This is a genomic window from Ktedonobacter sp. SOSP1-52 (assembly GCF_016587395.1).
Map to the genome: position 1 here is coordinate 595440 of NZ_BNJH01000003.1, position 23278 is coordinate 618717.

The 23278-nt window shown below is 54.8% G+C and carries 19 protein-coding genes and 1 tRNA gene; 8 read left to right on the forward strand and 12 right to left on the reverse strand.

From position 1 onward, the window contains the following. Positions 1–340 precede the first annotated feature (340 nt). Positions 341–760 carry a response regulator gene (locus tag JMJ16_RS28200; protein WP_007906554.1) on the reverse strand — a complete coding sequence of 140 codons (420 nt, stop codon included), beginning with the start codon at positions 758–760 and terminating at the stop codon, positions 341–343. Positions 761–1466: 706 nt separating this feature from the next. On the opposite strand from JMJ16_RS28200, the gene JMJ16_RS28205 reads away from it, so the two are divergent. Then, entirely contained in the window at positions 1467–2879 is a 1413-nt protein-coding gene (locus JMJ16_RS28205; RefSeq protein ID WP_201387017.1) for an ATP-binding protein, read from the forward strand. Between the two features lie 85 nt (positions 2880–2964). Here JMJ16_RS28205 and JMJ16_RS28210 read toward each other — a convergent pair whose 3' ends face one another. After that, entirely contained in the window at positions 2965–3603 is a 639-nt protein-coding gene (locus tag JMJ16_RS28210; RefSeq protein ID WP_201387019.1) for a hypothetical protein, read from the reverse strand. Between the two features lie 283 nt (positions 3604–3886). Next, a tRNA-Arg gene (locus JMJ16_RS28215) sits at positions 3887–3960 on the reverse strand. 311 nt (positions 3961–4271) lie between these two features. Between JMJ16_RS28215 and JMJ16_RS28220 the strand changes: the two genes are divergently transcribed. Next, positions 4272–5447 (forward strand): hypothetical protein, encoded by a 1176-nt coding sequence (locus tag JMJ16_RS28220; RefSeq protein WP_201387021.1) that lies wholly within the window; start codon positions 4272–4274, stop codon positions 5445–5447. Between the two features lie 142 nt (positions 5448–5589). Here the strand turns inward: JMJ16_RS28220 and JMJ16_RS28225 are convergent, their stop codons facing one another. Continuing rightward, on the reverse strand, positions 5590–6768 hold the full coding sequence (locus JMJ16_RS28225; RefSeq protein WP_201387022.1) for an FAD-dependent oxidoreductase: 1179 nt from the start codon (positions 6766–6768) through the stop codon (positions 5590–5592). Between the two features lie 422 nt (positions 6769–7190). Here JMJ16_RS28225 and aroA point away from each other — a divergent pair, with 422 nt between their 5' ends. The 4 genes from aroA to JMJ16_RS28245 all read left to right on the forward strand — a co-directional run bounded on the left by aroA (position 7191) and on the right by JMJ16_RS28245 (position 11988). Further along, complete coding sequence (gene aroA, locus JMJ16_RS28230) at positions 7191–8543, forward strand: 3-phosphoshikimate 1-carboxyvinyltransferase (RefSeq protein WP_201387024.1); 1353 nt, start codon at positions 7191–7193, stop codon at positions 8541–8543. Positions 8544–8947: 404 nt separating this feature from the next. Next, entirely contained in the window at positions 8948–10276 is a 1329-nt protein-coding gene (gene iscB / locus JMJ16_RS28235; RefSeq protein WP_201387026.1) for an RNA-guided endonuclease IscB, read from the forward strand. A 73-nt stretch (positions 10277–10349) separates the two neighbouring features. Beyond that, positions 10350–10652, forward strand: coding sequence for a hypothetical protein (locus JMJ16_RS28240; protein WP_201379885.1), 303 nt, complete (start codon positions 10350–10352; stop codon positions 10650–10652). A gap of 64 nt (positions 10653–10716) precedes the next feature. Further along, on the forward strand, positions 10717–11988 hold the full coding sequence (locus JMJ16_RS28245) for a radical SAM protein (RefSeq protein ID WP_201387028.1): 1272 nt from the start codon (positions 10717–10719) through the stop codon (positions 11986–11988). 78 nt (positions 11989–12066) lie between these two features. Here the strand turns inward: JMJ16_RS28245 and JMJ16_RS28250 are convergent, their stop codons facing one another. From JMJ16_RS28250 to ispE, 7 genes are all read right to left on the reverse strand, one after another. Further along, the gene (locus JMJ16_RS28250) at positions 12067–13275 is read right to left on the reverse strand and encodes a glycosyltransferase family 9 protein (protein ID WP_201387030.1); all 1209 of its coding nucleotides are present in this window, start codon (positions 13273–13275) and stop codon (positions 12067–12069) included. Beyond that, positions 13272–14099, reverse strand: a complete 828-nt coding sequence (locus JMJ16_RS28255; protein ID WP_201387032.1) for a GNAT family N-acetyltransferase — start codon at positions 14097–14099, stop codon at positions 13272–13274. The genes JMJ16_RS28250 and JMJ16_RS28255 overlap by 4 nt, the downstream gene beginning before the upstream one ends. Further along, the gene (gene waaF, locus JMJ16_RS28260; RefSeq protein ID WP_201387034.1) at positions 14096–15433 is read right to left on the reverse strand and encodes a lipopolysaccharide heptosyltransferase II; all 1338 of its coding nucleotides are present in this window, start codon (positions 15431–15433) and stop codon (positions 14096–14098) included. Before waaF (JMJ16_RS28260) ends, JMJ16_RS28255 begins: the two co-directional genes overlap by 4 nt. 187 nt (positions 15434–15620) lie before the next feature. Beyond that, on the reverse strand, positions 15621–16361 hold the full coding sequence (locus JMJ16_RS28265) for an IMP cyclohydrolase (RefSeq protein WP_201387036.1): 741 nt from the start codon (positions 16359–16361) through the stop codon (positions 15621–15623). A 138-nt stretch (positions 16362–16499) separates the two neighbouring features. Next, the gene (locus JMJ16_RS28270; protein WP_201387038.1) at positions 16500–17720 is read right to left on the reverse strand and encodes a glycosyltransferase family 9 protein; all 1221 of its coding nucleotides are present in this window, start codon (positions 17718–17720) and stop codon (positions 16500–16502) included. Beyond that, a complete protein-coding gene (gene waaF, locus JMJ16_RS28275) occupies positions 17717–18922 on the reverse strand; it encodes a lipopolysaccharide heptosyltransferase II (RefSeq protein WP_307813212.1) in 1206 nt (401 codons plus the stop codon). Before waaF (JMJ16_RS28275) ends, JMJ16_RS28270 begins: the two co-directional genes overlap by 4 nt. Positions 18923–19024: 102 nt before the next feature. Beyond that, positions 19025–19966 (reverse strand): 4-(cytidine 5'-diphospho)-2-C-methyl-D-erythritol kinase, encoded by a 942-nt coding sequence (gene ispE, locus JMJ16_RS28280; protein WP_201387042.1) that lies wholly within the window; start codon positions 19964–19966, stop codon positions 19025–19027. 261 nt (positions 19967–20227) lie between these two features. Here ispE and JMJ16_RS28285 point away from each other — a divergent pair, with 261 nt between their 5' ends. Continuing rightward, positions 20228–21226 (forward strand): hypothetical protein, encoded by a 999-nt coding sequence (locus tag JMJ16_RS28285; RefSeq protein ID WP_201387044.1) that lies wholly within the window; start codon positions 20228–20230, stop codon positions 21224–21226. 175 nt (positions 21227–21401) lie between these two features. On the opposite strand, the gene JMJ16_RS28290 is transcribed toward JMJ16_RS28285, so the two are convergent. Then, the gene (locus JMJ16_RS28290) at positions 21402–22214 is read right to left on the reverse strand and encodes a hypothetical protein (protein ID WP_201387046.1); all 813 of its coding nucleotides are present in this window, start codon (positions 22212–22214) and stop codon (positions 21402–21404) included. A gap of 230 nt (positions 22215–22444) precedes the next feature. Here JMJ16_RS28290 and JMJ16_RS28295 point away from each other — a divergent pair, with 230 nt between their 5' ends. Beyond that, positions 22445–23278, forward strand: coding sequence for a purine-nucleoside phosphorylase (locus tag JMJ16_RS28295; protein WP_374229127.1), 834 nt, complete (start codon positions 22445–22447; stop codon positions 23276–23278).

The following is a 23278-nucleotide window of genomic DNA, read 5'->3' on the forward strand; positions in this document are numbered from 1 at the left end:
GCCTTGCGCCAGAGATAGGTCAGATGCATGTCTGACCTATAAAACAAGCCCCAATCCACAATAGAGAAGAAGAGACACTAAAAAAACATACTAGTCGTATTGTATCAAGAGTGTCAAGTATATGCTTAAGTGTTTGAAGACATGCCAATATGGCTGGGGTTGCTTGCCTCTCTATATAAATAACGAATGAGAAGACGAAAAAGGTGATACGACTTTTCGCTGACGAAGTTCTTGGGGTGGGGAAAGAGGCAAAAGGCGAGGAAGGAAAATATATATCAGGAAGAGGGGTGAGCAGGAGGCTTATACCCCATGTGTCCCTCTTCCTGGACAAAGGACAATATCAGGATAACGCCTTCTCTTCTGAGGTTGCAAGGGCGTGTGTAATCATTCGAATGACGCTCCCAATATCCATGGGCTTGCGTAGCTGATAGATGCCACGTTTGCCTAATTCTTCAACCGGGAGGGTCGCGCTCATCATAATAGTCGGGATATTGTGCAATGCATGATACTCTTGTAAACGGTCATACAATTCAAGCCCATTAATGCCTGGCAGGCGATAATCGAGAAGCAGCAAGCAGGGGTCGATACGAGGAGCCTCTTCCAATGCTTTTAGACCGTTATCAATCAGTCTAGTGGTATAGGGGGTCTCCTCTTCGATGAGTTGCTGTAAGAACTGACCAATATCGGCGTCATCTTCGACAATCAAAATGGTCGTATTCTGTGGGCCCTTTGCCGCTGGTGGAAAAACATCCCCTGGCATGACAAACTCCTTTTGCAATGGATGAGATTAAACGCCAAGTGTATACGTTTTTCTTAACGAATATACGTTGGGTTCGGTGACGCTACACAATATTTTTCATATGTGCCCTGGTGAGAGCTGTTGCAGAGCAGATACGCCTTCTACTAATAGACGTAGCCTGTCCGCAAAAATAGTAGTTTCGTCTTCCCTGATATATGCATAGAAGTAGGCAGGTGCTAGGCATAACAGCCGGATTTGGCTATCGCTCTACCATCATTGTAGTCCTCTGATATATAGACATTGGATATATCAGGAAAGAAAGCTTTTTTACAACAGTGTCGTACCTCTACTACTGACATTCGACAAAAAAATTGGAAAAAACAAAAAAATTCATAGCTCCCCTCTCAAGTTATGCAAGACACTGAGAAGGGAAGGTTCCCAAAACGATAGCAAGTATTGTATCACCTGCATCGAAATTTGTGTATGCTTGCTGCCAAGAGTACAGGGCCTTCCCACTTTCTTCTGGCTCTTATCTCCGCTCGCGTAGCGAGCCATCGGGGAAGGGGCGTGCAGGGAAAACGGCAAAGCCGTTTTCCCTGCACGCCCCTTCCCCCTTCTTCAAAAGAAAAGTTTCCCATAGGGAGGATGCTTTACTGGTAGCCAGAGAGTTCGTGTGGTACAACATGTGGTTATAGAGGCAAAAAAAAGAGTGATTCGGGGTTAATGTATGACAACAACGCAAGGCAAAAATGTGACGACCTCTTTTCTGGTTAATAAACGCATCGCCTCGGCGATGCAAGAGGCACTGTATGGCGCGCAGGGGCTGGCGCTTTTAAAACATGTTCTTAATGATGAACCAGGGCAGGCCTTCTTACACCTACTACGGCTTTTAGCAGGTGCCGAGCAGGTGCCTATGCAGGTTGCTTCGGCCTATAGCGAGGTCTTTTACGCATTGGCTGCATCAGAGCATGTGTATATAACAACAGAACTGTCAGATGCCTGGCAGGCCCACATGGTGGGCCGCTTGCTTGAGGATGAAAATCCCTGGACGGCTCAGGTCGAGCGGCAGGGGCGCGCATGGCTGGGGAGTCAGGCGCGGATTTCGGCTACGCTGCATCGCCAGGCCGCGCGTGAGTTGAAGGCGCTACAGCGACTCTTCGCCCTCTCGGCTGAGGTGGTGTGGAAAGCAGTGCAAAGCGTGGTGGGTGAGACGATGCCCGTGTTACGCGATGCCTGGGAACCCTGGCTTGACCTGGGAACAGTTCAGGAGTCAGGGCATAAGAGTGTGCGAGCCGCTCTTATGCACCAGATTGCTGAGCTGGCGGACTGGAGTGAACTGGCGGACATGCTGGAAATGCATTGGGCGCGCCAGGGGACAGGCGCGCTGGCTCGCTATGCTGTCCTACGCTGGCAGGGAAATACGCAGACCCTTGAAGGAATTGCTCATCCCGACGCTATTCATCTCGACAATTTTGTAGGCTATGAGCGGGAACTGCGCAAACTCAAGGCAAATACTGAGCGTTTTCTCGCCGGTATGCCGGCACATGATGCCCTGCTTTATGGGCCGCCAGGGACGGGGAAGTCATCGAGCGTAAAGGCGCTGATCAATACCTACACCGACCAGGGGCTGCGCCTGGTCGAGGTGCGCAGGGAGTATATTGGTGATCTGCCGCAGATCGTGGCGCAATTGCGCCAGCGCGCGCCGAGCTATCTTGTGTTTATTGATGATCTCTCCTTTGAAGAGCATGAAACCGAGTATAAAGTATTAAAGATGCTCCTTGAAGGGACGGCAGAGGCTCGTCCACAAAATGTACTCATCTACGCGACGACCAATCGGCTTAACCTGGTACGCGAGCTACATACTGATCGTAGTAAACCCACTGAAGAGGTAAACTGGCGCGACACGATGGATGAGAAGCAATCGCTAGTGCATCGCTTTGGCTTGCGGATCACATTTAGCGCACCCAGCCAGGAGCAGTATCTACAGATTGCTCAGGGGTTAGCGCAGCAGCGAGGGCTAGAGCTTGAGGAAGAGGAGCTGCGTAGCCGGGCTTTGCAGTGGGAGCGCCAACGGGTTGGCCGTTCTGGTCGCCTGGCCCGTCAATTTGTCGATGAATTAGAGGCCGAGATCGGCAGGTAGGCATGGAGAGGCCAGTACATGTACTGTACTGGCCGTGTCACGACAACAATTCCAATGGCGTCACCCCAGCAGCGAGCAAGACTGATTAAGAGGACTGGCGCAGGATAATTACGCCCTGCGAGATCATTGTCTGCAAGATGCCGCGCATATCCTGGGGTGAGAGTGTGAGCATAGTCGCGATTTTATCAATGGTCATGTTGCCATTGGCGAGCATATAAATTTGACGCCACTTGCGCGGCCAGCGTGAGAGTTCGGTAAAGGGGATCTCTCTGGCGCGCAGGGGGTAGATCTGTGTCGCCTGTGGTGGGCGTATCGCTGGCAAGGGCCGTGTCACGCGTGGCTCCATTGCTGGGACCTGGGGCCTTGCTTGCGCAGGAGCGGGCAGGTGAAGAGCGGGAATGGGGCGGGTCGTGCGGTCAGGCGAAGAGGATTTAATGGCGGGATGGGAGGGAGCAGGGGTCTCCGGGTCCTGGTAAGACTTGAGTGACCAGCTAAGGGAGGTGGATTGCTCAATCAGGTCCTGGGCCTCTTTCCCAGTCATAAGGACCTGCCCATCTTTCCCGGCAATGTAACAGGTCTTAATCTCTCCCTGGTAGATGGAGAGCACGATACGGCATGGCTCCTGAATGTGCCCAATACCTGCGGGCAAGGTGGCGTAGCCCCAGCCGTTGTAGCTATAGTCGCGTAACATGCGGTTGAGTGCAGTGAGAGTAACGGTATACACCTGTAACCCCTTGGTATTGTTTTTTGAAGTAGCCAAAGAACACGGAATAGCACCCTGATAAAAGGGATGGGAACATCCTAACCGTTCAGGATATTTGGTGATAATAAAGGCCGAATTGAGTCATTGATTTGTGTAAAGGAAGGAAATGCCTGAGCAATAATAACATGTATAGCGGCGCACGTCAATACGCTCCGAGAGCCAAACTAGATCTACGCGTGCATCAAGATATACGTTGATAATACTTAATACAAAAAAGTGCATTTGTAGAAGGGCATAAAAAAAACGCACCCAGAGGGACTCGAACCCCCGACACTCGATTCCGAAGATCGATGCTCTAATCCGCTGAGCTATGGGTGCTTGTAGCACCTATAAACTACCATACCCTGGTTGTAATGTCAATTCCTTGCGGCTAAATTTTCAGAGCTTCACAAAAGTTGCGTTTTGCATGTATTTATTTTCATGCAAGTTACTCCCCCTCAAACTCTAGAGTTTTATATGATGAGAACGAAAATATTTCTATCCATCGTTTGAACAAAGTCCTATATGTAAACTTGCAATGTTAGTGCTGGGCCGGGATGGTAGGGAACTTCCTTCGCTGTATAACCTCCTGTAGATAACAAATATTGCCTCACGCTGGCACTGGCAGAAAGATGTGGAAAGGGTTGTTTATGACTATATTGCGCAAATATAAGAAGTTGTTACTCGTTTGCTCCCTCTTGCTGATTGTGCTGGCCGGGTTAGCATTTGTAATGGTGCGTTCCAATCAGGCCGGGGCGCAGGGAGCGTCGGTCCTGACCAGGCATTATCTCTATGTCGTTCCCGATGAGGGCATAGATGTCTACGATATCGACCGCGCGCATGCGTTTGTCAGACATATTGATCTGCCCATGCTCAAAAGTGGGCGGGGTGTGGTTGCCGATCCATTGACCGCTAGCCTCTTCATCAGTTATGGTGGTAATGGTGGCGCGCATGGCAACGGTTCACTGCTGAAATATGATTTGCTGCATGATAGGGTGGTATGGACGAAAAGCTACGACTTCGGTATCGATAGCATGGCGATTACCCCTGATGGCAAGTCGATTTATATGCCGGGTGGTTCTAACCAGTATCAGGGGTTCTGGCATGTATTGCGCGCTCGTGATGGAGCGGTTCTCCAGGCGATTCAGGTTGGTGGCGGAGCTGCGGGTCATAACACGGTTGTGGGCCTGAGTGGGAAGTATGCCTATCTGGGCGCGCTGAACAACAATCAACTCTATGTGGTGGATACCGCGAGCAACAAGGTTGTGAAGAAGGTGGGACCACTCAAAGATGGCGTCAGGCCCTTTACCGTGAACAACAAGGAGACGCTGGTCTTTACAACCGCCTCCCATTTCCTTGGTTTTGAGGTGAGCGATTTGCAGACGGGCCAGTTGCTCTATAGCGTTCCAGCCGAGGGCTTTGTAGATGGGCTGCATATGTCGGCACCCAGCCACGGTATCTCTCTCTCCCCCGATGAGAAAGAGGTGTATATTGTTGATGCCCCCAATAGCTATGTGCATGTCTTTGACGTAAGTGGTCTCCCCGAACGTGCCCCCCGTAAGGTTGCTGATATCAAATTAACAGCTTTCCAGGGCGAAGAGACGCCCTGCGTGTATGATTGTTTGCGCGAGGGCTGGGTGCTGCATAGCCGTGATGGTCGCTATGTCTATGTTGGCGACTCCGGCGACGTCATTGATACGGCGACGCGAGCCGTCGTGAAACATCTTCCTGACTTGATGAATACACGCAAGTACCTGGAGATCGATTGGCGTAACGGTATCCCGGTCTTTACAACCAGTCGCCAGGGGCTAGGCTACGCGTTTTAGGCGTTCCAGCGGTAATGTGTTTCTCTGGAGAGGACCTGGTAGACGAACTCCAGCCTCCATATGTCAAGGTAGAGCAGAATCAGGTTTCCTCTCCAGAGCTTGTCGGCTATGACAGATGATTATTTTGTATACAGTGCCTCGTTTATGCAACCGAAGATGCTTGCTCAAGGGGATAGGCCGAGAAACGCGCCAGGCGAAAACGCTCCAGGGGGATAGAGGGGGCTTGCTGATAGAGCAAGGCGCCAAGAATTTCTCCCAGTAGTGGGCCAAATTTAAAGCCATGCCCTGTGAGTCCAGTTGCAAAGACAATGCGTGCGTCGCGTGGGTGGTAGTCGAGAATAAAATCTTCGTCGGGGCTGACATCGTACATGCATGTATCAATATGGGCCAGGCGCGCGTCTTGCAGGGTTGGGAGCAGGTTTTGTACTTTTTGTGCTATCTGCGCGACAATACTCTGTTCAATAGTGGGTGGCATATCCGGATCAATTGGGGTGCCAAAGGCGTGGGAAGTGGCCTTTAACCAGGTGGAACTATAGCCCCTGGTGCTAGTGGTATGCAAGGGAAAACCATAGAGATCATTCGCGATAAAAGCTGGAAATGTGTGGAGCGCAAAGGCTGTGCTAGGAACATCGGTAAAGTAGAGCACATACTGGCGTGTCGTTGTAATGGGCAGGCGTAGGTCACCAAGGATATGCTGAATCCAGGGACCAGTCGTTAAGGCGACCCTTTCGGTCAGCAGGTCGTGCCCATTCTCTAATAGCAGACGAATAGGCAGGCGTGAATTTTCATTGATGATGTGTGTCACACGGCAGTTACCAATGATCTTACCACCCATGTCGAGAATAAGTTGTTTGAGGGTTTGTAGGCAGGTTGATGCATGCAGCAGGCCCGCATCAACGTTATAGGTGAAGCGGTCATATCCTTGTGTATTGAATTGAGGAAAGAGCATATGGCAGTCCTCTTGTGAGAGGAGATCAATGGGGATGCCCTGCTCCTGGAGTACGTGGTAGGCGGGGAGCGTATAGTTGTCCTCTTCCTGCCCCAGCACAAGGACGCCAGTTCGCGTATAGAGGGTGGCGCGACTGTGACGTTCCAGGCGTCTCCAGGCTTGTAAGCTCTGCTGAACCATACGTGGATAGAGGGTGTCTGATCCATATTCAAAGCGCAGCAGGCGTGATGGGCCGCGAGACGTGGCGCGCGCGTGGTCGACAGCATGTTGCTCTAAAACATAGACATCCTTAATACCTGCGCGTAATAAGGCGTATGCGGTTGCCAGTCCTACAATGCCTGCTCCTATAATGGCCACATTTGCATGTTGCACGATATATTTGCCTCCTGGGAAAATAGCTGTAACATAGAATAATACGATTATAACAAAATATTTGTATATTATCAATGAATTAATGCGTGTTATCATTTGCAGTGTTGTTTGTAAATATGTAAGTGTTTTTAGTATATATTGTAAGCAATATGTCATAACTTTGTGCATGCTATATCAGAGGAAAAGTATGGTGTTATGCTCTACAAATTACATCCCTGCCAGGGAGATGTGATAAACGTTATCTACAAATAGCTCCCTGAATGAAGCTTGCGCACTCTGTAAATGATGCCAGAGAAGAGACAACTCTTGTTCCAAATGATATGATAAGGCAACAATTGATCTGGGAGTGCTGGTTACTGAAGACGTATGCTTCTGCTCGGAAACGAATGACATAGTATTTGTAGATTGAGAATGAGAGACATATGGTACACGAAGAATTGCGATCACTGGTTGGCACCGATGTACGTATCGCGATAGAGGAGGCGTCTCGCATACAGGGTAAGCCCGAACTGCCTTCATCGAAGTATTTCACCTTGCGTTATGTGCTGGCGGCCGCGCTTGCTAAAGGCACAAGCATGGTTTACTATCCCGCTCAGAGCGACGATAGTGAGGCCCTTTTTCGTGGCTGCCGGGCCTTGGGTGCTCAATTAGACTGGGTGGATGCGGAGGAGACCATATTACGTGTGCAGGGTGTAGGCTATCCGCAGGCCGCAGACGCCGTCACCTTGAATGTGGGGAACGCGGGCGCCGTCCTGCGTTTATTGCTGGGTCTGGGCGCCTGTCTACCCGAAATTACCTTTGTAACCGATCACCCGCAGTCTCTGGGGAAACGCCCCAATCGCGAGCTACTGGAGGCATTGAGTACGCTGGGTGCAACGTATCAGGCGGAGGGAGCAGAGGGATGCCTCCCCATCACCTTGCGGAGAAGCGCTCTACATGGTGGCAAGGTGCGTATTTCGGGTGCGCGTAGCTCGCAGTATATCAGCGCCTTGCTCTTTCTGGCCCCGCTTCTTCCAGAGGGTCTGGAGATCGAGATTATTGATGGCTTAAAATCACAGCCCTTTGTGCGCTCCACCTTGCAGGTATTGCACGAGGCTGGCATCCAGTTTGAGCACTCGGCTGACTTGAGTCATCTATCGGTTCCAGGCAAGCAGCAGTATCAAGCGCGAGAGTATATCTTACCAGGCGATTATCCTTCCGCGGCGGCGCTGATCTCAGCCTGCATAAGCGCGACTGATCCAGCAAGTGAACTGGTATTAAACCGCTTGAAGCCCGGAGACGAGATTGGCAATGCCCTGCTGGCGGCTTACCAGGCTATGGGTGCCCAGTTGGATATCGCTGGCGAGCAGGTGACGGTACGGGGAGGAGCTACCCTCCAGGGGGTTCGCGTGGATGGTGATCGCATCATTGACTGTATCCCGGTGCTGGTTGCCGCGGCCTGTTTTGCCCAGGGGGAGAGTGTCTTCTACAATATCGAGACATTGCATTACAAAGAGTCAGACCGTATTGACGATCTGTGTGCAGAGCTACGGCGTGCGGGCTGCGATGTCACACCTCAGCGTGACGCAATTATTGTACGTGGTCGGCCGCAAGGGATTGAGGGAGGTGTGACCGTGGATGGACACAATGACCATCGTCTCCTGATGGCCCTGGCAATTGTAGGCATGCGTTGTCGTCAGGGCCTGGCTCTGACTGGTAGCGAGCATATTGCCAAGAGCTATCCCCATTTCTTCGCGCAGCTTAAAGAACTGGGCGTACCTGTAAAACTTGCCTAATTGGGCCTCTCTGGTGAGAGGCTGGAAAAATATGAGTTATGATGATACAATAGCCTGCGATCAGGTAATGACGAGGCGATTGAGGCATGACTGAAGATCCATCTAAAGATCCGTGGTCATGGACCCCGGTTTGAAAACCGGGGCTTGTAGCAATCCGAGCGATTGATGCAAGCCCCGCCATTTTCCGACCGCAACATGAGCAGACTTGGCCCGAAAGGGCTCCGTTGGGGGCGAATACAACAATAGGTACCGGTGGGTGCGCGGCCAGCCCACCGCTCTACGGCCAGTGGTTAAACAGATCGAGGGTACGCTCAGTGCCTCTGGCAAACAAACCGCTTCCAACATTGTCGAGGCCACCATTACCCGCGCAAGCGGAGGTTCCGCAAGGGGCACAAGGAGTTGATATGTCTCACGTTTTCGTCGTGGATACCAACAAGCAGCCACTTGCCCCGGTCCATCCTGGGCATGCCCGCCTGCTCTTAAAGCAGGGCCGCGCCGCTGTGTGGCGACGCTATCCCTTCACCTTGATTTTGAAATGCGCTGTGCCTGCGAAGGTGCCGCAACCGTTGCGGCTCAAGATCGATCCAGGGAGCAAGACCACCGGCCTCGCTCTTGTTAACGACGAGAGTGGCGCGGTCGTCTTTGCCGCAGATCTGGCCCACCGGGGGCAGCAGATCAAGAAGGGCCTCGACACCCGAAGAGGAGCCCGGCGGGAACGCCGCCAACGCAAGACCCGCTACCGCGCTCCCCGCTGGCGGAATCGCAGGCGAGAGCAGGGCTGGTTGCCACCCTCGCTCTTGAGCCGCATCCGCAACGTTGTCACCTGGGTCGAGCGCTTGCGCCGCCTGGCTCCTATCCAGGCGATCAGCATGGAGCTGGTCCGGTTCGATATGCAAGCAATGGAGAACCCGGAAATCAGCGGCTTGGAGTACCAGCAGGGCACCCTCGCAGGCTACGAGACCCGCGAATACTTGCTAGAGAAGTGGCAGCGGAAATGCGCCTATTGCGGGAAAGAAGGTGTTCCTCTCCAGGTGGAACATATCGTGCCACGCGCGAGGGGGGGCAGCAACCGCGTGAGCAACTTGACGCTCGCGTGCGAACCCTGCAACACGAAGAAAGGCACTCTGGATCTCCCTGCGTTCCTGAAGAAGAAGCCCGATGTGTTGAAACGCATCCAGGCGCAGGCCAAAGCCTCCTTGAAGGATGCTGCCGCCGTCAACGCCACACGCTTCGCGTTGCTAGAACGGTTGAAAGCGGTGGGCCTGCCGATCGAGTGTGGCAGCGGGGGACGCACCAAATACAACCGCGTCATGCGCAACCTGCCGAAAACCCACTGGCTCGATGCTGCATGCGTGGGGGCCAGTACGCCCGGAGTCTTGCAGGTAGCAGGAGTGCATCCCTTGCTCATCGAGGCGTGCGGGCATGGGTGTCGGCGCATGCGCAACGTCAATAAGATTGGTCTCCCTTGTTCTGCTCCCAAAGGGCCGAAAAAAGTACAGGGCTTCCAGACGGGCGATATCACCAGGGCCATCGTCACGACGGGCAAAAAGCAGGGGATCTATGTGGGCCGAGTCCTGGTGCGCGCTACGGGCTCGTTTGATATCACCACCCGGCATGCGCGTATTGCCGGCCTGGATGTGCGCTTTTTCAGCCACCTCCACCGTTCAGATGGCTATAGCTACGCGACAGGAGAAGGCTATGCAAATCCCCCCGCCCAATCCACCCCGAAATAAGGAACGGCCATTCCTGCTTCAAAGACGGGGCATCCTGGCCCGGCCTGGTGATGACAGCGAAAGGAATTGAATTGTGTATAAGTTTAAAGGCTTTGATAGCGCGGAGTGTGGCGACAGCATGTCCGCACTGGAAGCGATGATCAATGCCTGGATGGAAGCCGAGCATCCACGCATTCGTCATGTTTGTCAGAGTATGCGTGGTGAGCATATTTTACTCAGCTTCGTCTATGAGGATGCACGGCTGTTGGAGCAACGGGTCGCAGCCAGCGCGCAGACTGGAATCACAGGTGGCTTCCCCCGTATTTACGACGAGGATCTTATGGACGAGCGTCCGACAAGCCCTCGTATTCCGGCGACACCACCTCCCATGCATTAGCTCCGGGTTGATGCTTTTTAAAATAGTAAATCCGACTGTAACCGAGGTAAAATAAAGGATCAGCATGCCAGTTCCACATTTGCTTTACAGTACTCCAGATGGAGAGATTCGCGAAGAGACACGGCTACAGGCGCTTGCCTTTGGTGGCAAGCCATTGGAAGCCAGAGACTTAATACCCTTGCCAGACGGAGTGACGCTTTCGATGATGCCGGATCGTCTCGCGGTTGGACTCAAGAAGACTGGTGAGCGACAGGTGCTGGCAGCGAACAGAGGTTGGGCCGTAGCGGCTCTCTTGCCCATTGGATATACGCGTACCCTGTTGCCAGAATATGAAAAGGTACCGGGGACCGAGCCTCTGCCCTTCTTTGGCTATAGTGCTGTTGCCTCCATAAATGGCGAACTTTACGTAGCCGCCGTCAAGACGGATGACCCCCATAAGTGGCACCCTCGTTCGTTTCCGCGCAAGAAGCTAGAGCACGCGGTAAATGCCAAACTTGAGGCCTTCCCCGAAAACCGCGTCGTGCGCCAGCATGCGCATTGCGCCCTGGATTACTCCTGTCCCACCGCCAGTAACCTGTTCCTTGAGCGCTGGGAGATGGCTATCGCCGTGTCGCCCGGATGTAACGCGCGCTGTATTGGGTGTATCTCTAAACAGGAAGAAGAGGACCTGATTTCGCCTCAGGACCGTCTGGACTTTATTCCCACGGTTGAGGAGATTGTAGAGGTTGCGGTCCCTCACCTGGAGAGTGCCGAAGAGGCCATTGTCAGCTTTGGGCAGGGCTGTGAGGGCGAACCTCTCATGCAGTGGAAGCGGATCGAGCGTGCCATTACGGCGATGCGCGCACAAACGAAGCAGGGCGTCATTAATATCAACACGAATGGTAGTAATCCCCGCTGGTTGCAGCGCTTATATGACGCGGGCCTGGATACGATTCGTGTCAGCACCATCTCCGGGCATCCCGAAACCTACACCGCCTATTATCGCCCCATCGGCTATCGCTTTGAGGATGTCAAAGAATCGCTGAAGCGTGCTCATGAAGAGGGGCTGTATACCTCGATCAACCTGCTCTGTTTCCCAGGGATGATCGATCGTGAACGCGAGATCGAGGCGCTCCTGAACCTTGCGCGTGAGACGGGCCTGCGCCTGATCCAACTGCGCAACCTCAATATTGATCCAGAGGTCCTGCTTCCACGTATGCCTGCCCTGGACAGCATGGGGAAGGCGCTAGGAATGAATGCCTTCATTGAAACCCTTCGGCGCGAGATTCCAGAGGTCGCGCTTGGCAATTTCACGCGTCCCATCCAGCGAGCCCAGGCACAGCCTTCAGAGCTGTAGTCATGTATAGAAAGGGGAGTGTGGTGGCCTGCTGGCTCCAACAGCAGGCCACCACACTCCCCTTTCTATACATGATGATTATTCTGTAGCAGTGGATGTGGCACCGTGCCATTTGCCGTGAAGGCGGAGCATGCGGCGGGCGGCGGCGGCGACAGACTCAACGCCAAGCTGCGTCAGGCAGTCGTGTGTCGCGCAACCTTCGGGCGTGCCGAGCTGATGCCCACGATAGAAGCAGGGCATACAGGGGAGATCGAGGTGGACAATCGTAGCCAGGTCTTGCCTATCGCCGGTGTAGGGTCCCCAGGCCTTATAGTTGGTCAAGCCAAAGATGGCGACCACGGGCGTTTCCACGGCGGTCGCCAGGTGGGCCAGGCCCGCGTCATTGCCGATAAAGAGGTCCGCTAGCTCCAGCACAGCGGTTGCAACCTTAATATTGCCCTTCCCCGCCAGGCTACGCACCGGAGCGCTCGAGTGAAGCTGGTTCATAATCTGTTGATGTAGCTCGACTTCTTCAGGCCCTCCAACTAGCAGCAACTGACCCCCGGTCTCTTTGTACAGCGTGTCGGCAAGCTGGGCGAAGCGCTCTGGTGCCCAGCGACGCGCCGTGCTATAGCCACCGCTTCCCGGATGCATGGCGATAATTGGATGGGGTGCCGCCTCAGGCACGCTTGCGCCATAGACTAGCTCATGGGCTGCTTCGCGTTCAGCTTCGTTGAGCGGAATTTCGAGCTTTGGTGTGTGTGCCGTCGCGCCAACCGCAGCCGCGACCGCCATATTGTATTCCGCTTCATGCATAGCGCCAAAGCCATCGTCCTTGACCCGAACATTGAGAAACCAGCCATGCCCATTGTCGAGACCAACGCGCCACTTCGCGCCCGTGGCTCGCATCAAGGCCTGGTGTTTTAGGCGCCCAAAGCGCAGTGTCAGGTGGTGGAAGAGCAGAACCGCGTCATAATGCCCCTCGCGCAAAGGTTTGAAGATATCCGCGAGGCGCTTTAAATTGCTTGGATGCTTGATGATCTGTTGTGGATAGTCGAAGAGATATTTATCCAGCACGATAATGTTATCAATCACAGGCCAGCCCTTCAGGAGGCTCGCGGAATCGGGAGTGACCAGCAAGTCGATACGTGCCCGGGGGTAGCTCTCGCGTAGAGCACGTAGGGCCGGAGTCGCGAGGAGCAGGTCGCCGAGGCCCGCCAGCTTCACGACCAGGATGTGTGCATCTGGAGCCAGGGTGACGGATGAGTGTATTGGCTCAGTGGTCTCGTGTGTTCGTGCATTGTTCATGCCAGGCTCCGCTTATAAAAAGATTTCTGCCCCAGCGTACGAAAGCCAATACGCTGGTAGAGACGTTTGCTCTGCTCTGTTGGAGAGAGGGTCGCGACGTGATAACCCAGGCGCTCTGCCTCATTAAGGACATGAAGCATCATGCTGGCGGCAACGCCCTGGCGACGTGCCTCGGGCAGCGTGCCAATGCCATAAATACCTGCCACACCATGGGAGAGCAAGAGCGAGGCGCTAGCAACCACGTGACCATCAAGCGAGCCAGTAAAGTGGCGCCAGGCATGGCCTGGGCCGAAACCAGAGGCGAGATACGTCTGGTAGTAGAGCTTTATCCTATCCGTCGTTGACTCAAAGGCGATCTGTTCAACATCGCAGAGCTGTTGTAGTTCCTGCGCATTGCTGACTTCCTGAATGGCTAAGGTTGGCGATGGAATTACGTTCTGTTCACGTGCGGATAGTGAGAGTGTCATAATGGCATTGTCGTAGACATGGGTAAAGCTCTGGGCCAATAATGACTCTTTCAGGTGCGCTGGCTGTGAGGCTAGATAAAGTGTCCAGCCGAAGCTTCTGGCCTGGCGTTTCGTATAGTACTCAATGAGAGCCTGGATGCGTTGCTCGATGTATGCCGGGTCGCCTGATGTGAAGCGCGAACGCAAGACGCCATTCAGCGTAGGCGTGACCGCGAACCAGAGCAGTTCCGCATCCTCTCGCAGTTCCGCACCATGAATAACGCGTCCAAAGCAGGCCATTTCTTCGGCGAAGTTCGCGGATACCGAGGCTGGCAGAGAGGAATCGTTGGTGCGTATTGGCTGGTGTTGTTGGCTCATGCGTTTCCTCCCTGAAGAGACTGGCTGGACTCCTGCGTATGTATCCGAGCGCCCTCCAGTTTGCTAAGGACGGCGGAGTGTACCTGTTCGGGCGAAATATCCTTCATACACTGCGTCGTATGGAAGCGGCAGTTGGCAGGCCCTTTGGCGAAGTAGCAGGGGCTACACCAGATGTCGCTGCGTAGCACTGTGGCGTGAGGACTCACTGGGCCGCTCATCTGGGGATCGGTTGGGCCATGAATGGCGATTAACTCTGAGCCAACGGCGGCGGCAATATGCATGGGGCCACTATCGCCAGAGATGACGATATCAGCGCGCTTAAGCAGGGCCGCCAGTTGAGGCAGATTGGTCTTGCCAGCAAAATTATACATATGCGCGCGCGTGCGTTTGAGCACGGCCTCAATTAATGGCTGATCCTTAGGGGCCCCGGTCAGGACGACGTTCATGCCATCCTCGTTTACCAGGCGCTCTATGAGGCGCGCCCAGTAGGGGATCGGCCAGCGTTTTGCATAGCCATTGTGTGAGCTAACCTGGCAGGCAACCAGCGGTTTCTGTGGATCTATGCCCTCCACCTGGAGCAGGTCGGCGACCTCTTGCTCACTCTTTGGCGTGACATGCAGGGTGGGTACACGCGACTCCTGGTCAAGGGTAGCGCCACAGGCATGTAGCAACTCCATACAGTAATCGACTTCGTGTTTCCGCTCTCCCTCGGCCCAGTGACGGCCAGGGACACTCTCTGTCATAAAACCGGGATAGCCCTCCGCGCCAAAGCCAACGCGTCGCGGCGCACGACTGAGCACAGAGAGGATACTGGCCCAGGGACCAGAGACGCTAACGGCCAGGTCATAGTCTCGTTCGCGCATCTGCTGGCGTAGGGCTTGGGCCTCGCGCCAGTTGCGTGTTTGCAGCAAGGCTTTGGGGCGGCGCCAGATATTGGGATCATAGGTTAGAAGTTGCGTGATATCGGGATCTCCGCGCACAATGGATGCGCTAGAAGGAATGGCCAGCAGGTCGATCTCTGCCTCCGGGTAGGTCCGCTTCAACTGGCGCACCACAGTCATAGACATAACCAGGTCGCCAATAAGATCGACGCGGATGACCAGAATGCGTTTGGGATGGAACGTCTGAGGCGAGAGAGGTGGTTGTGCTTGCCCAAAAGCACGCAGCTTGAGATAGGCTCCCACACCTCCCAGGGCCAGAGAAATGCCACCTAGCAAGAGGTGCCGGCTGGTATGGACGACCGCGTTGCGCAGCTTGCGCTGAGCGTCGGGTCGTGTTGGGTAACCGTACTCATCGAGATCTTGTATTGTTGGATCGACTACTGTCTGTGTCATACTACCATCCCGGATTATGAGCTGTTTGCCGCGGCGATCCTGCGGCAGGGTGGGGTCTCCTCCCTGCATTATAGAGAGCTAAAGAGAAAGATGCAAACTTTTGACCGAAACGCATATATTTGGGGAACGTAGTGTGGGAGGCCCTGGCCTCCGCAGACTGCCAGGGCCTTCCACACTACATCAACACTTAGCGGACCTCTGATTCAAAGCGGTTATGGATCTGGAGAGTGCTCTGGCCATCATCGGTAATATGCTTCACGGCGAGCGAGATGCGATTATCCTCATTCAGCGCGTTCCAGTAGAAGCTGAGGACCTCTTCTGGTGCTCCCTGGCAGGGAAGGAGGAGGGGATCGCCTGTAAAACTAGGCAGAGGCGTGCCAGGACTCATATAGGTCGTGAGTCCATAGCCATAGCCAGGGACGGGCGTGGCAGGATGGTAGGTGTAGCGGTCGGTAAGCTCTGGATTCGTCTGATTGGCTTTGAGAATGCTCAGAGTGATGGAGCCTGGCTGCTGCCGCAGATCGATCATACCGCTGATGCGAGGTGTAAAGTGTGGGGCATCCGGTTCACGCTCACGCGTCGCCAGGGCCGCGTCAAAGGATAGCCCCGCCTGGAGGGACTGGTACAGCGTGCGCGTCTGGTCCCCATTGCTGACGAGGTAGATTCCAGGAAGTTCGAGCATGGCCTCATAGATGATCAGGCTGGGATCGGCGACAAGGCTGACGTCAACCGGCTCCGTCTTCAAAACGTTCCCTGACACAGTGAAGCGTCGGTTACGGCTCTGTTCGCTGCGACCCATGATCCAGTACACGATAATCCAGCCATGATCATCTGAGGCGCGACCAAGGACGAGTCCACGCCCTGGATAGGGATTGCTGCGCACATGCTTTACGAAGGCATTGGTGGCGATAGTGTTGGCATCTATCATAAAGTGTATAAAACTCCTTCAAGCGGCCTTGCGGCATGGTTTAATGGGGGTTATGTTCTCAGTATAGAACATGGAGGGAGAAGTGCGCCAACCAGGGGAGCATGGGCTACCCAGATTAGCGCACGTCTAGCATGCGGCTCAAGAACGCGAAGAAGTATTATGCGCGTCGTTTACGGGAGAGAGGATATTTCTGGCGAGCGCGAGCACGCTCTCTTCAGACACTACGCGTACGCAAGGGTGCTGGGGAAGCTCTTCATCTGTAAAGTCCAGCCGTCCGCATGGGATGCTTGGGCAGCCGGGACAGCGCTGGGTTGAAGTGATAATGCGGTGACGCGCAGGAGCGCCCCAGGGGCCAAAGATGCGGCTATCGGTTGGACCAAAGATGCGTATGCTTGGCACATCTTGCGTGACTGCGAGGTGCAGGGGACCATTATCCACGCCCATCACGAGGCTGGCGCGTTGCAGCAACGCAGCAAGCTGTCCCACACTGCTATCGCTGACGCAGAGCGGTTGTGTGACCATCCTCTCAGCGACCTCTTCCAGCAAGGGACGCTCCTTTGGTGTCCCGGTCAAGACAAAGCGAAGCGAAGGATAAGAGGCCTGGAGCTGATTGGCGCAGGTCGCCCAGGCTTCCGAGCGCCAGAGCTTGACAGCGCCGCCGGTGCCGGGGTGAATGATCACGACAGGCGCCTCAGGCGCGATTCCGGCATCATGCAGCGTCTGAGCCACCCACTGCCGCTCTTGCTCCGTTGTCTCAAAGCGAAGTGGATAGCGTTCCGGCGTGAAAGGCGTCTCCAGGGGAGCTTGTCCAAGAGCTTGTAGGCCCGCACTGGCCAGCTCCAGGTTATAGAAGGTTGAGTGCTGATGCTCAGGAAAAGGGAGTGTGCATGAGAGGAATGGTGTCGCAGGCGGGAGCGCGTAGCCAACACGGCGGGGAATACCCGCCAGGTAGACGAGGGCCGCGCCCCACCAGAAGTCGGGCCGCAGGTTGATCGCGACATCGTAGTTGCCAGCGCGTAGCTGCTTTGCCAGTTTGAATAGAAGCATGTAAGGCGCGAGTGGATGCTGGGAGGCGCGCTGAAAGCCTGGAAAAGCGCAGGGAATGAGTTCATCCAGGGATGGGTGGCGCTCGACAATCGCGCTGGACCAGGGGCCGACCATCATAGTGATATGTGCCTCGGGGAGTTGCGCGCGTAGCGCATCCAGGACGGGCGTCGCCAGCACCATATCGCCCAGGTGGTCTGGGCGCAGTAGCAGAATACGCGGTTTCTCTCCTGGTTGTTTACGTGCTCGCTGGATGCGAGGCCAGCCCAGGAGATGGACCAGGAGGAGAATCAGCGTGCGTAGAGCCAGTTTCATGGGCGCACCTCGTGATCGCTGTTGCTAGGAACCAGGCGCTGAACTGCTTCCCAGACATCCTCTACCGTGATCGCTTGCATACAGGTGCAATTCTGACACTCGCGCATCTTGCCCAGGAAGAAGCAGGGCTGACGCGTGGGATGCTTCCACAGGCCGATATGCCTGGGATCATTGGTGGGATAGGGGCCATACTCCTCGGGACTGGTTGGTCCAAAGATGCCTATGACGGGAATATCGACGGCGGCGGCCAGGTGCATGGGACTGCTATCGTTGCCAATGTAGAGCGAGCAAGCTTCGAGTTGTGCTGCCAACTCGCCAATGCTGGTCTTGCCAGCCAGGTCCAGGACGCTGCCCGTAGGCACCTCCAGGCCTTCCAGCAATTGCTGGGTCAGTGGAGCATCGCCAGGACCGCCAATAAGCAGGACACGCGCGCCCAGATCCCATATCAGTTTCTGCACCAGGGCACGATAGCGCTCAAGGGGCCAGCGCTTGGCCGTCAGATCCATGCCGGGATTACTGCCACCCCCGACAAAGACGGCGATCTGTGTTCCCTGGTAGTGTTGCGCCGTTTGGCGCTCCTGGGGCGTAGGCACAAAGCGCATGCGTGGCTGCTCAATAGGAAGCTTTAGCGCACGCGCCAGGTCGAGGTAGATATCGGCTTCGTGCTGCAAGTGTTCAGGCGAGGATGAGACTGGAACACGATCTGTGAGGGAGAAGCCACGCCCCTTGCTATCTGGTCCAACACGTCTTGGCACGCCCGCGAGCCAGGGGAGCAGGGTCAGCATCGGCGAGCGATCAAGCACGAAGGCCATATCAAAGTGCGAGACCCGCAGGCGACGGGCAAAGGACCTATATTCGCGCAGGCTGTAGCGACCAGGAATGCCAACAGAGCCACAGTCAATGACCTCGTTCACAGCTGGATGGTGCTCGGGGATGACTTTTGACCAGGAACCCGCCACATAGGTGATATGTGCTTCAGGATAAGCTCGGTGTAGCACCTCCAGCAGAGGCGTGGTCATGATCACGTCACCCAGACAGCAAGGTTTGATAATGACAATGGAGCGTGGATGTTTTTTGGCGCGTTGCACGAAAGGAGCGCGAAATAAATCGAGAAGCGCAAATGGGAAGCGCAGAAGCGTGCAAAGCGCACTGATAATATGCTGACGCAGGGCTGGAAACCTCCAACTTCTCTCTATTGACACATGTCGTTATTGAACATGTTCTCTTGTTACCGCAATGGCATTATTGTAACAGATTTCTGCTCACTGGAGAGAGAAGTTGGGACCGGTGTGGTCGGGAAGGCGCTAGAAGAAGCTTGCCTCTGTTCCTTGTGGATAGATGGCGCGTGTCAGGTAGACTTCGTAGCCTTGCGCCAACAACTGTTGATAGACCTGGGAAGCGTTGCTCAATTGTGCGAAGGGTGCGAAGAGTGTGGGACCGCTGCCAGAGAGAAAGACATGGGCCGTACCCGCCCGGAGCATACCTTCACGAGCCTGCGCGACTTCAGGATAGCGTTCAAGCACGCCACGCTGGAGGCTATTATGTAGATCTGAAAGCTGGAAATTGCTCTTGTGCGCGAGCGCGTCCTGTATTTTGCGGCTACTGGCGCCATCGCTATAGTCGGCAGGGGAGAGATTGCGAAAGACCAGGGCAGTCGAGACGCTGATAGCTGGCTTGAGCAGAATGAGCCAGCGCATAGCCTGTGGCCAGTGAGGGGCAAGAGGCGTGATGCGCTCGCCGCGTCCCTCGCATAGGGCCAGGCCACCGGCCAGGAAGAAGGGTACATCTGAACCCAGGGCAGCCGCGATTTCATGCAACTCAGCCATTGAAAGTGGCAGATCCCAGCCCTCTTTCAGCAGGAGCAGCGTCGCGGCGGCATTGCTGCTTCCACCACCCAGGCCAGCCGCCACGGGAACGCGCTTCTGGTGCTCAATGACAAAACCATGCTCCAATGAGAGGCGCTGACGCACGGCCTGCACGGCACGCACAATCAGATTCTCTGCCGTGCTCAATTCTGGTCGTGAGCAGATAATCTCGACTCGCGGTTCCTCAATTTCGCTGACACAGATGGTATCGTAAATATCTAGTGTTTGCATCAGCGTGACAAGCTCATGAAAGCCATCCGCGCGCCGTCCCAGGACATCGAGGGTTAGATTAATTTTGGCGTATGATTGAACGAAGCGCGTCCGCCCAGGCGTCGAGCCGGTGTAGCCTGTTGATTGTGATGTGGTATATGCGTTTCCCATGCCTGCATTGTGCCTTGAACGCCTGTGATTGTCAAGCTTTTTTGCTGCGCTCGCCCAGGCATCGCAAAAATGAGGTGTTTTATCGTTCTCTCATTTAGAAGCGCAAGCGCACAGGCAAGCAGCATTTGCTATAGTGGATAGCCTAGAAATCCCCTTTGATGAGATGAAACGAGCGAGGTTATGATATACTCTGACATAAACATGTATTGATGGCTTGTGTAGAGCTTCGCGTAGAATGCCTATTTCTGGAGTTTGATGTCAATGGATATTACCGTCGCCTATTTCCATCCTTTATTTCACCCTGAGATGGTTAAACGTGATTTTGAGCAGATTCGTGCGGCTGGGGCAAATAGTATTGTCTATGCCGTTCACGAAGAAGAGGAGCAGCGCTGGGGAAAGGATCTGGAGCGAGGGTTACGACAGGCACAGGATGCTGGTCTCAAAATCATCCTTAGCCTTGGGCGCTATGGCAATCTTTTTGCAGGCCCCTCACATATGCCAAGCTGGTACACCTTTCGGCATCCACAATCGCGTGTGCAGGATCGGCATGGGCGTCACCACGGGATGACCTGTTACAATCATGAGCCCTTCCGCTCCTGGCTCCTGGGGGAGATCGAATTTTACCTGAAGAATTACCCTATTAGTGGCCTGCTGATCGATGAGCCGCGCGGCCCCGAGATTACCTGTTATTGCCCGGTATGTCGTGCGCTCTGCCCAGATATTACCGATCTGGAACACTTTCGGCGCCGCTCCATGGTGGACTTCTTTGGCGAGCTGTTTGAATCCGTGAAGCGCATAAACTCCAGGATCACGACGACCATTGTGCTCTTGCCCCAGGACCTGGAATTGATGGAGGAGTTGGCGACTATTCCTGAGCTTGATACGATGGGCTGCCATCTCTTCTGGCAATTATTGGGGGAGGATGTCGCGAAGGTTGAGGAATGGGGGCGCAAGCTCGTTGAACTGACCAGGAGGCAGGAGAAGCGCAGTCAGCTCTGGTTACAGAACTATAACCTGCGGGAAGCGGAGGAGCCAGAGCTGGAGGCCGCCTTTAAGAAATTATGTAGCGCCGATCCAGACGAGATCGCCTGCTATTACTATTGGCGCAACAATGAACGCCCTGAGCAGGTCTGGGAAACGACCAGGGGCCTCCTACGGCGTATTCCGCGCAAGCAACTCTTCTGGCGGCAATCCACGCTCTCACGTGTCCCCGCTATCGCCCTGCCTGACGAGAAGCCCGTCGATACAGGCAGTAAATGAGTCCCATTGCAAATTGAGGATCTGTAGGGTCCAAGCTGGCTTGGACCCTACAATTTGTTTGCGGTGCTTCGTATAGGGTAATGTGTTGATGGCAGGCTGGCGTTGAGCTAGCCTGCCATCAACACATTACTACCCTGCGAGCCACGTAGTGGCGAGAAGTCGCTTTTTTATTTAGCTAGCGTTGAAGCGAGAACGGTGAGGAGGAATCCCCCTTCTCCTCGTGAAGCTTCTCCAGGAGGGCGCGGAGCGCTTTTACCTGCTCCTGGGTGGTCTCCAGGCTCTTATCTGCCTCCAGCACCACACCCTGGACATTGAGGGCCTTGAGGGTGCGGGTATCGTTCTCATTGAGGCGCCCACCGACACGAATGAAGGCAGGATGCTGGACGGACCCACGAACGGTATTGTAATGGAGAATATCCTCGATGCTCAGGGAGCCAAATGGCTTCTCGATATCGAAGTCCAGGAGAATCGCGGCAATGCCATCGAGTCCAGACAGGTTACGAATAGTAAAGTATGGTGAGACATCGCCCGAGCGGAGCGGCGACATAATATTTTGGACGGGGAGGATGACGACCTTCTCTACATCTTTGGACTCCTGAGCCAGGAGGTGTGCTGGCGCATTTAATGGCAGCGTGATGTAATTGAAGCCCTGCTCTTTGATACTGGTAATAGCTTCGCTATTGAGCGATTCGCCATTGCCAGCCAGGTGCAGCCCGAGGACTATATCCTCCTGGTAGGAGCGTGCTGCGTCAAGCTCTTGCTTTAGTGCGGAGAGAGCAGCGCTATCTTTGCCGTTCCATTGAAAAAGCAGCCCATCGGCACCGGCTTTGAGCGCTGCTTCCGCGCTGCCCGCGCTAACCGTGGGAAACTCGACGACGATGGCGGCGGCGTGCGCCTTGGATTCGGCTCTGCTTTTGCCCAAAAAGCCCATCCCGCTACCACTTCGCGCCCGGCGTGCCTGCGTAAACAAATCATGCAGTTTAGCCATATCCTGTACGTGTCTCCTTATCGTTTCACAGCCACCTCCTGGTGGCCAGTGCGATGCAATAGAGTAGAAAACGGTTCTGATCAAACTGGATGTTGTGTGCATTATAGCACGTTTTCGCGAGGCCCGGCAGGAGCCTCTTATGGGTTGCGTCTTGTGCGAAGATAATAGCAGGATGGTAGTGGGAGAGGAGGGAGAGCAGAGTAAACAAACGCTAAAGGAGTCAAATCGTGATATACGAACAGATGATGGAGGCGACGGAAGCTATTCAAGCTCGTGCGCTCCAGAAGCCCCTGGTGGGCTTGATTTTGGGGTCCGGGCTAGGAGATCTGGCGACAGAGATTGAGAACGCCGTAGCGTTGCCCTACGAAGAAATACCCCACTTTGCGCGCTCGACTGTGGCTGGCCATGCAGGCCAATTACTCATTGGGACCCTGGCAGGCGTGCCTGTGGTTATCATGCAGGGGCGCTTTCACCTCTACGAGGGCTATAACGCGACCCAGATCACGCTGCCTGTACGTGTCATGCACCAGTTGGGGGCGCAGACCCTGATCGTCACCAATGCCGCCGGTGGAGTCAATCCCGAGTATAAGCCTGGTGATGTCATGTTGATGAGCGACCATATCTTCTTACCGGGCATGGTGGGGATGAGTCCCCTGGTTGGACCCAATGATGAGCGCTTTGGCGTGCGCTTCCCGGCGGTGGCCAACGCTTACAACGCGGAGTTACGAGCGCTAGCACGTGAGGCGGCGCAGGATGTTCCGGGCCTGTGCCTACATGAGGGCGTCTATACCATGGTTGTAGGTCCACAGTTTGAGAGCAAGGCCGAGTTGCGCTTCCTGCGCCTGATTGGTTCGGATGCTGTGGGCATGTCGACGGTGCCCGAGGCCGTAATCGCTCGGCATATGGAGATGCGTGTCCTGGGCATGAGCCTGATTACGAATACTGCGACAGGCGACGAGCAAGAAGAGGTCGATCATGTAAGCGTGCTGGAAGTCGCGAACTTCGCACGTCCGAAATTCGCCGCCCTGGCACGAGGAATTTTGCGTAGGCTCGCCCTGCTGTAA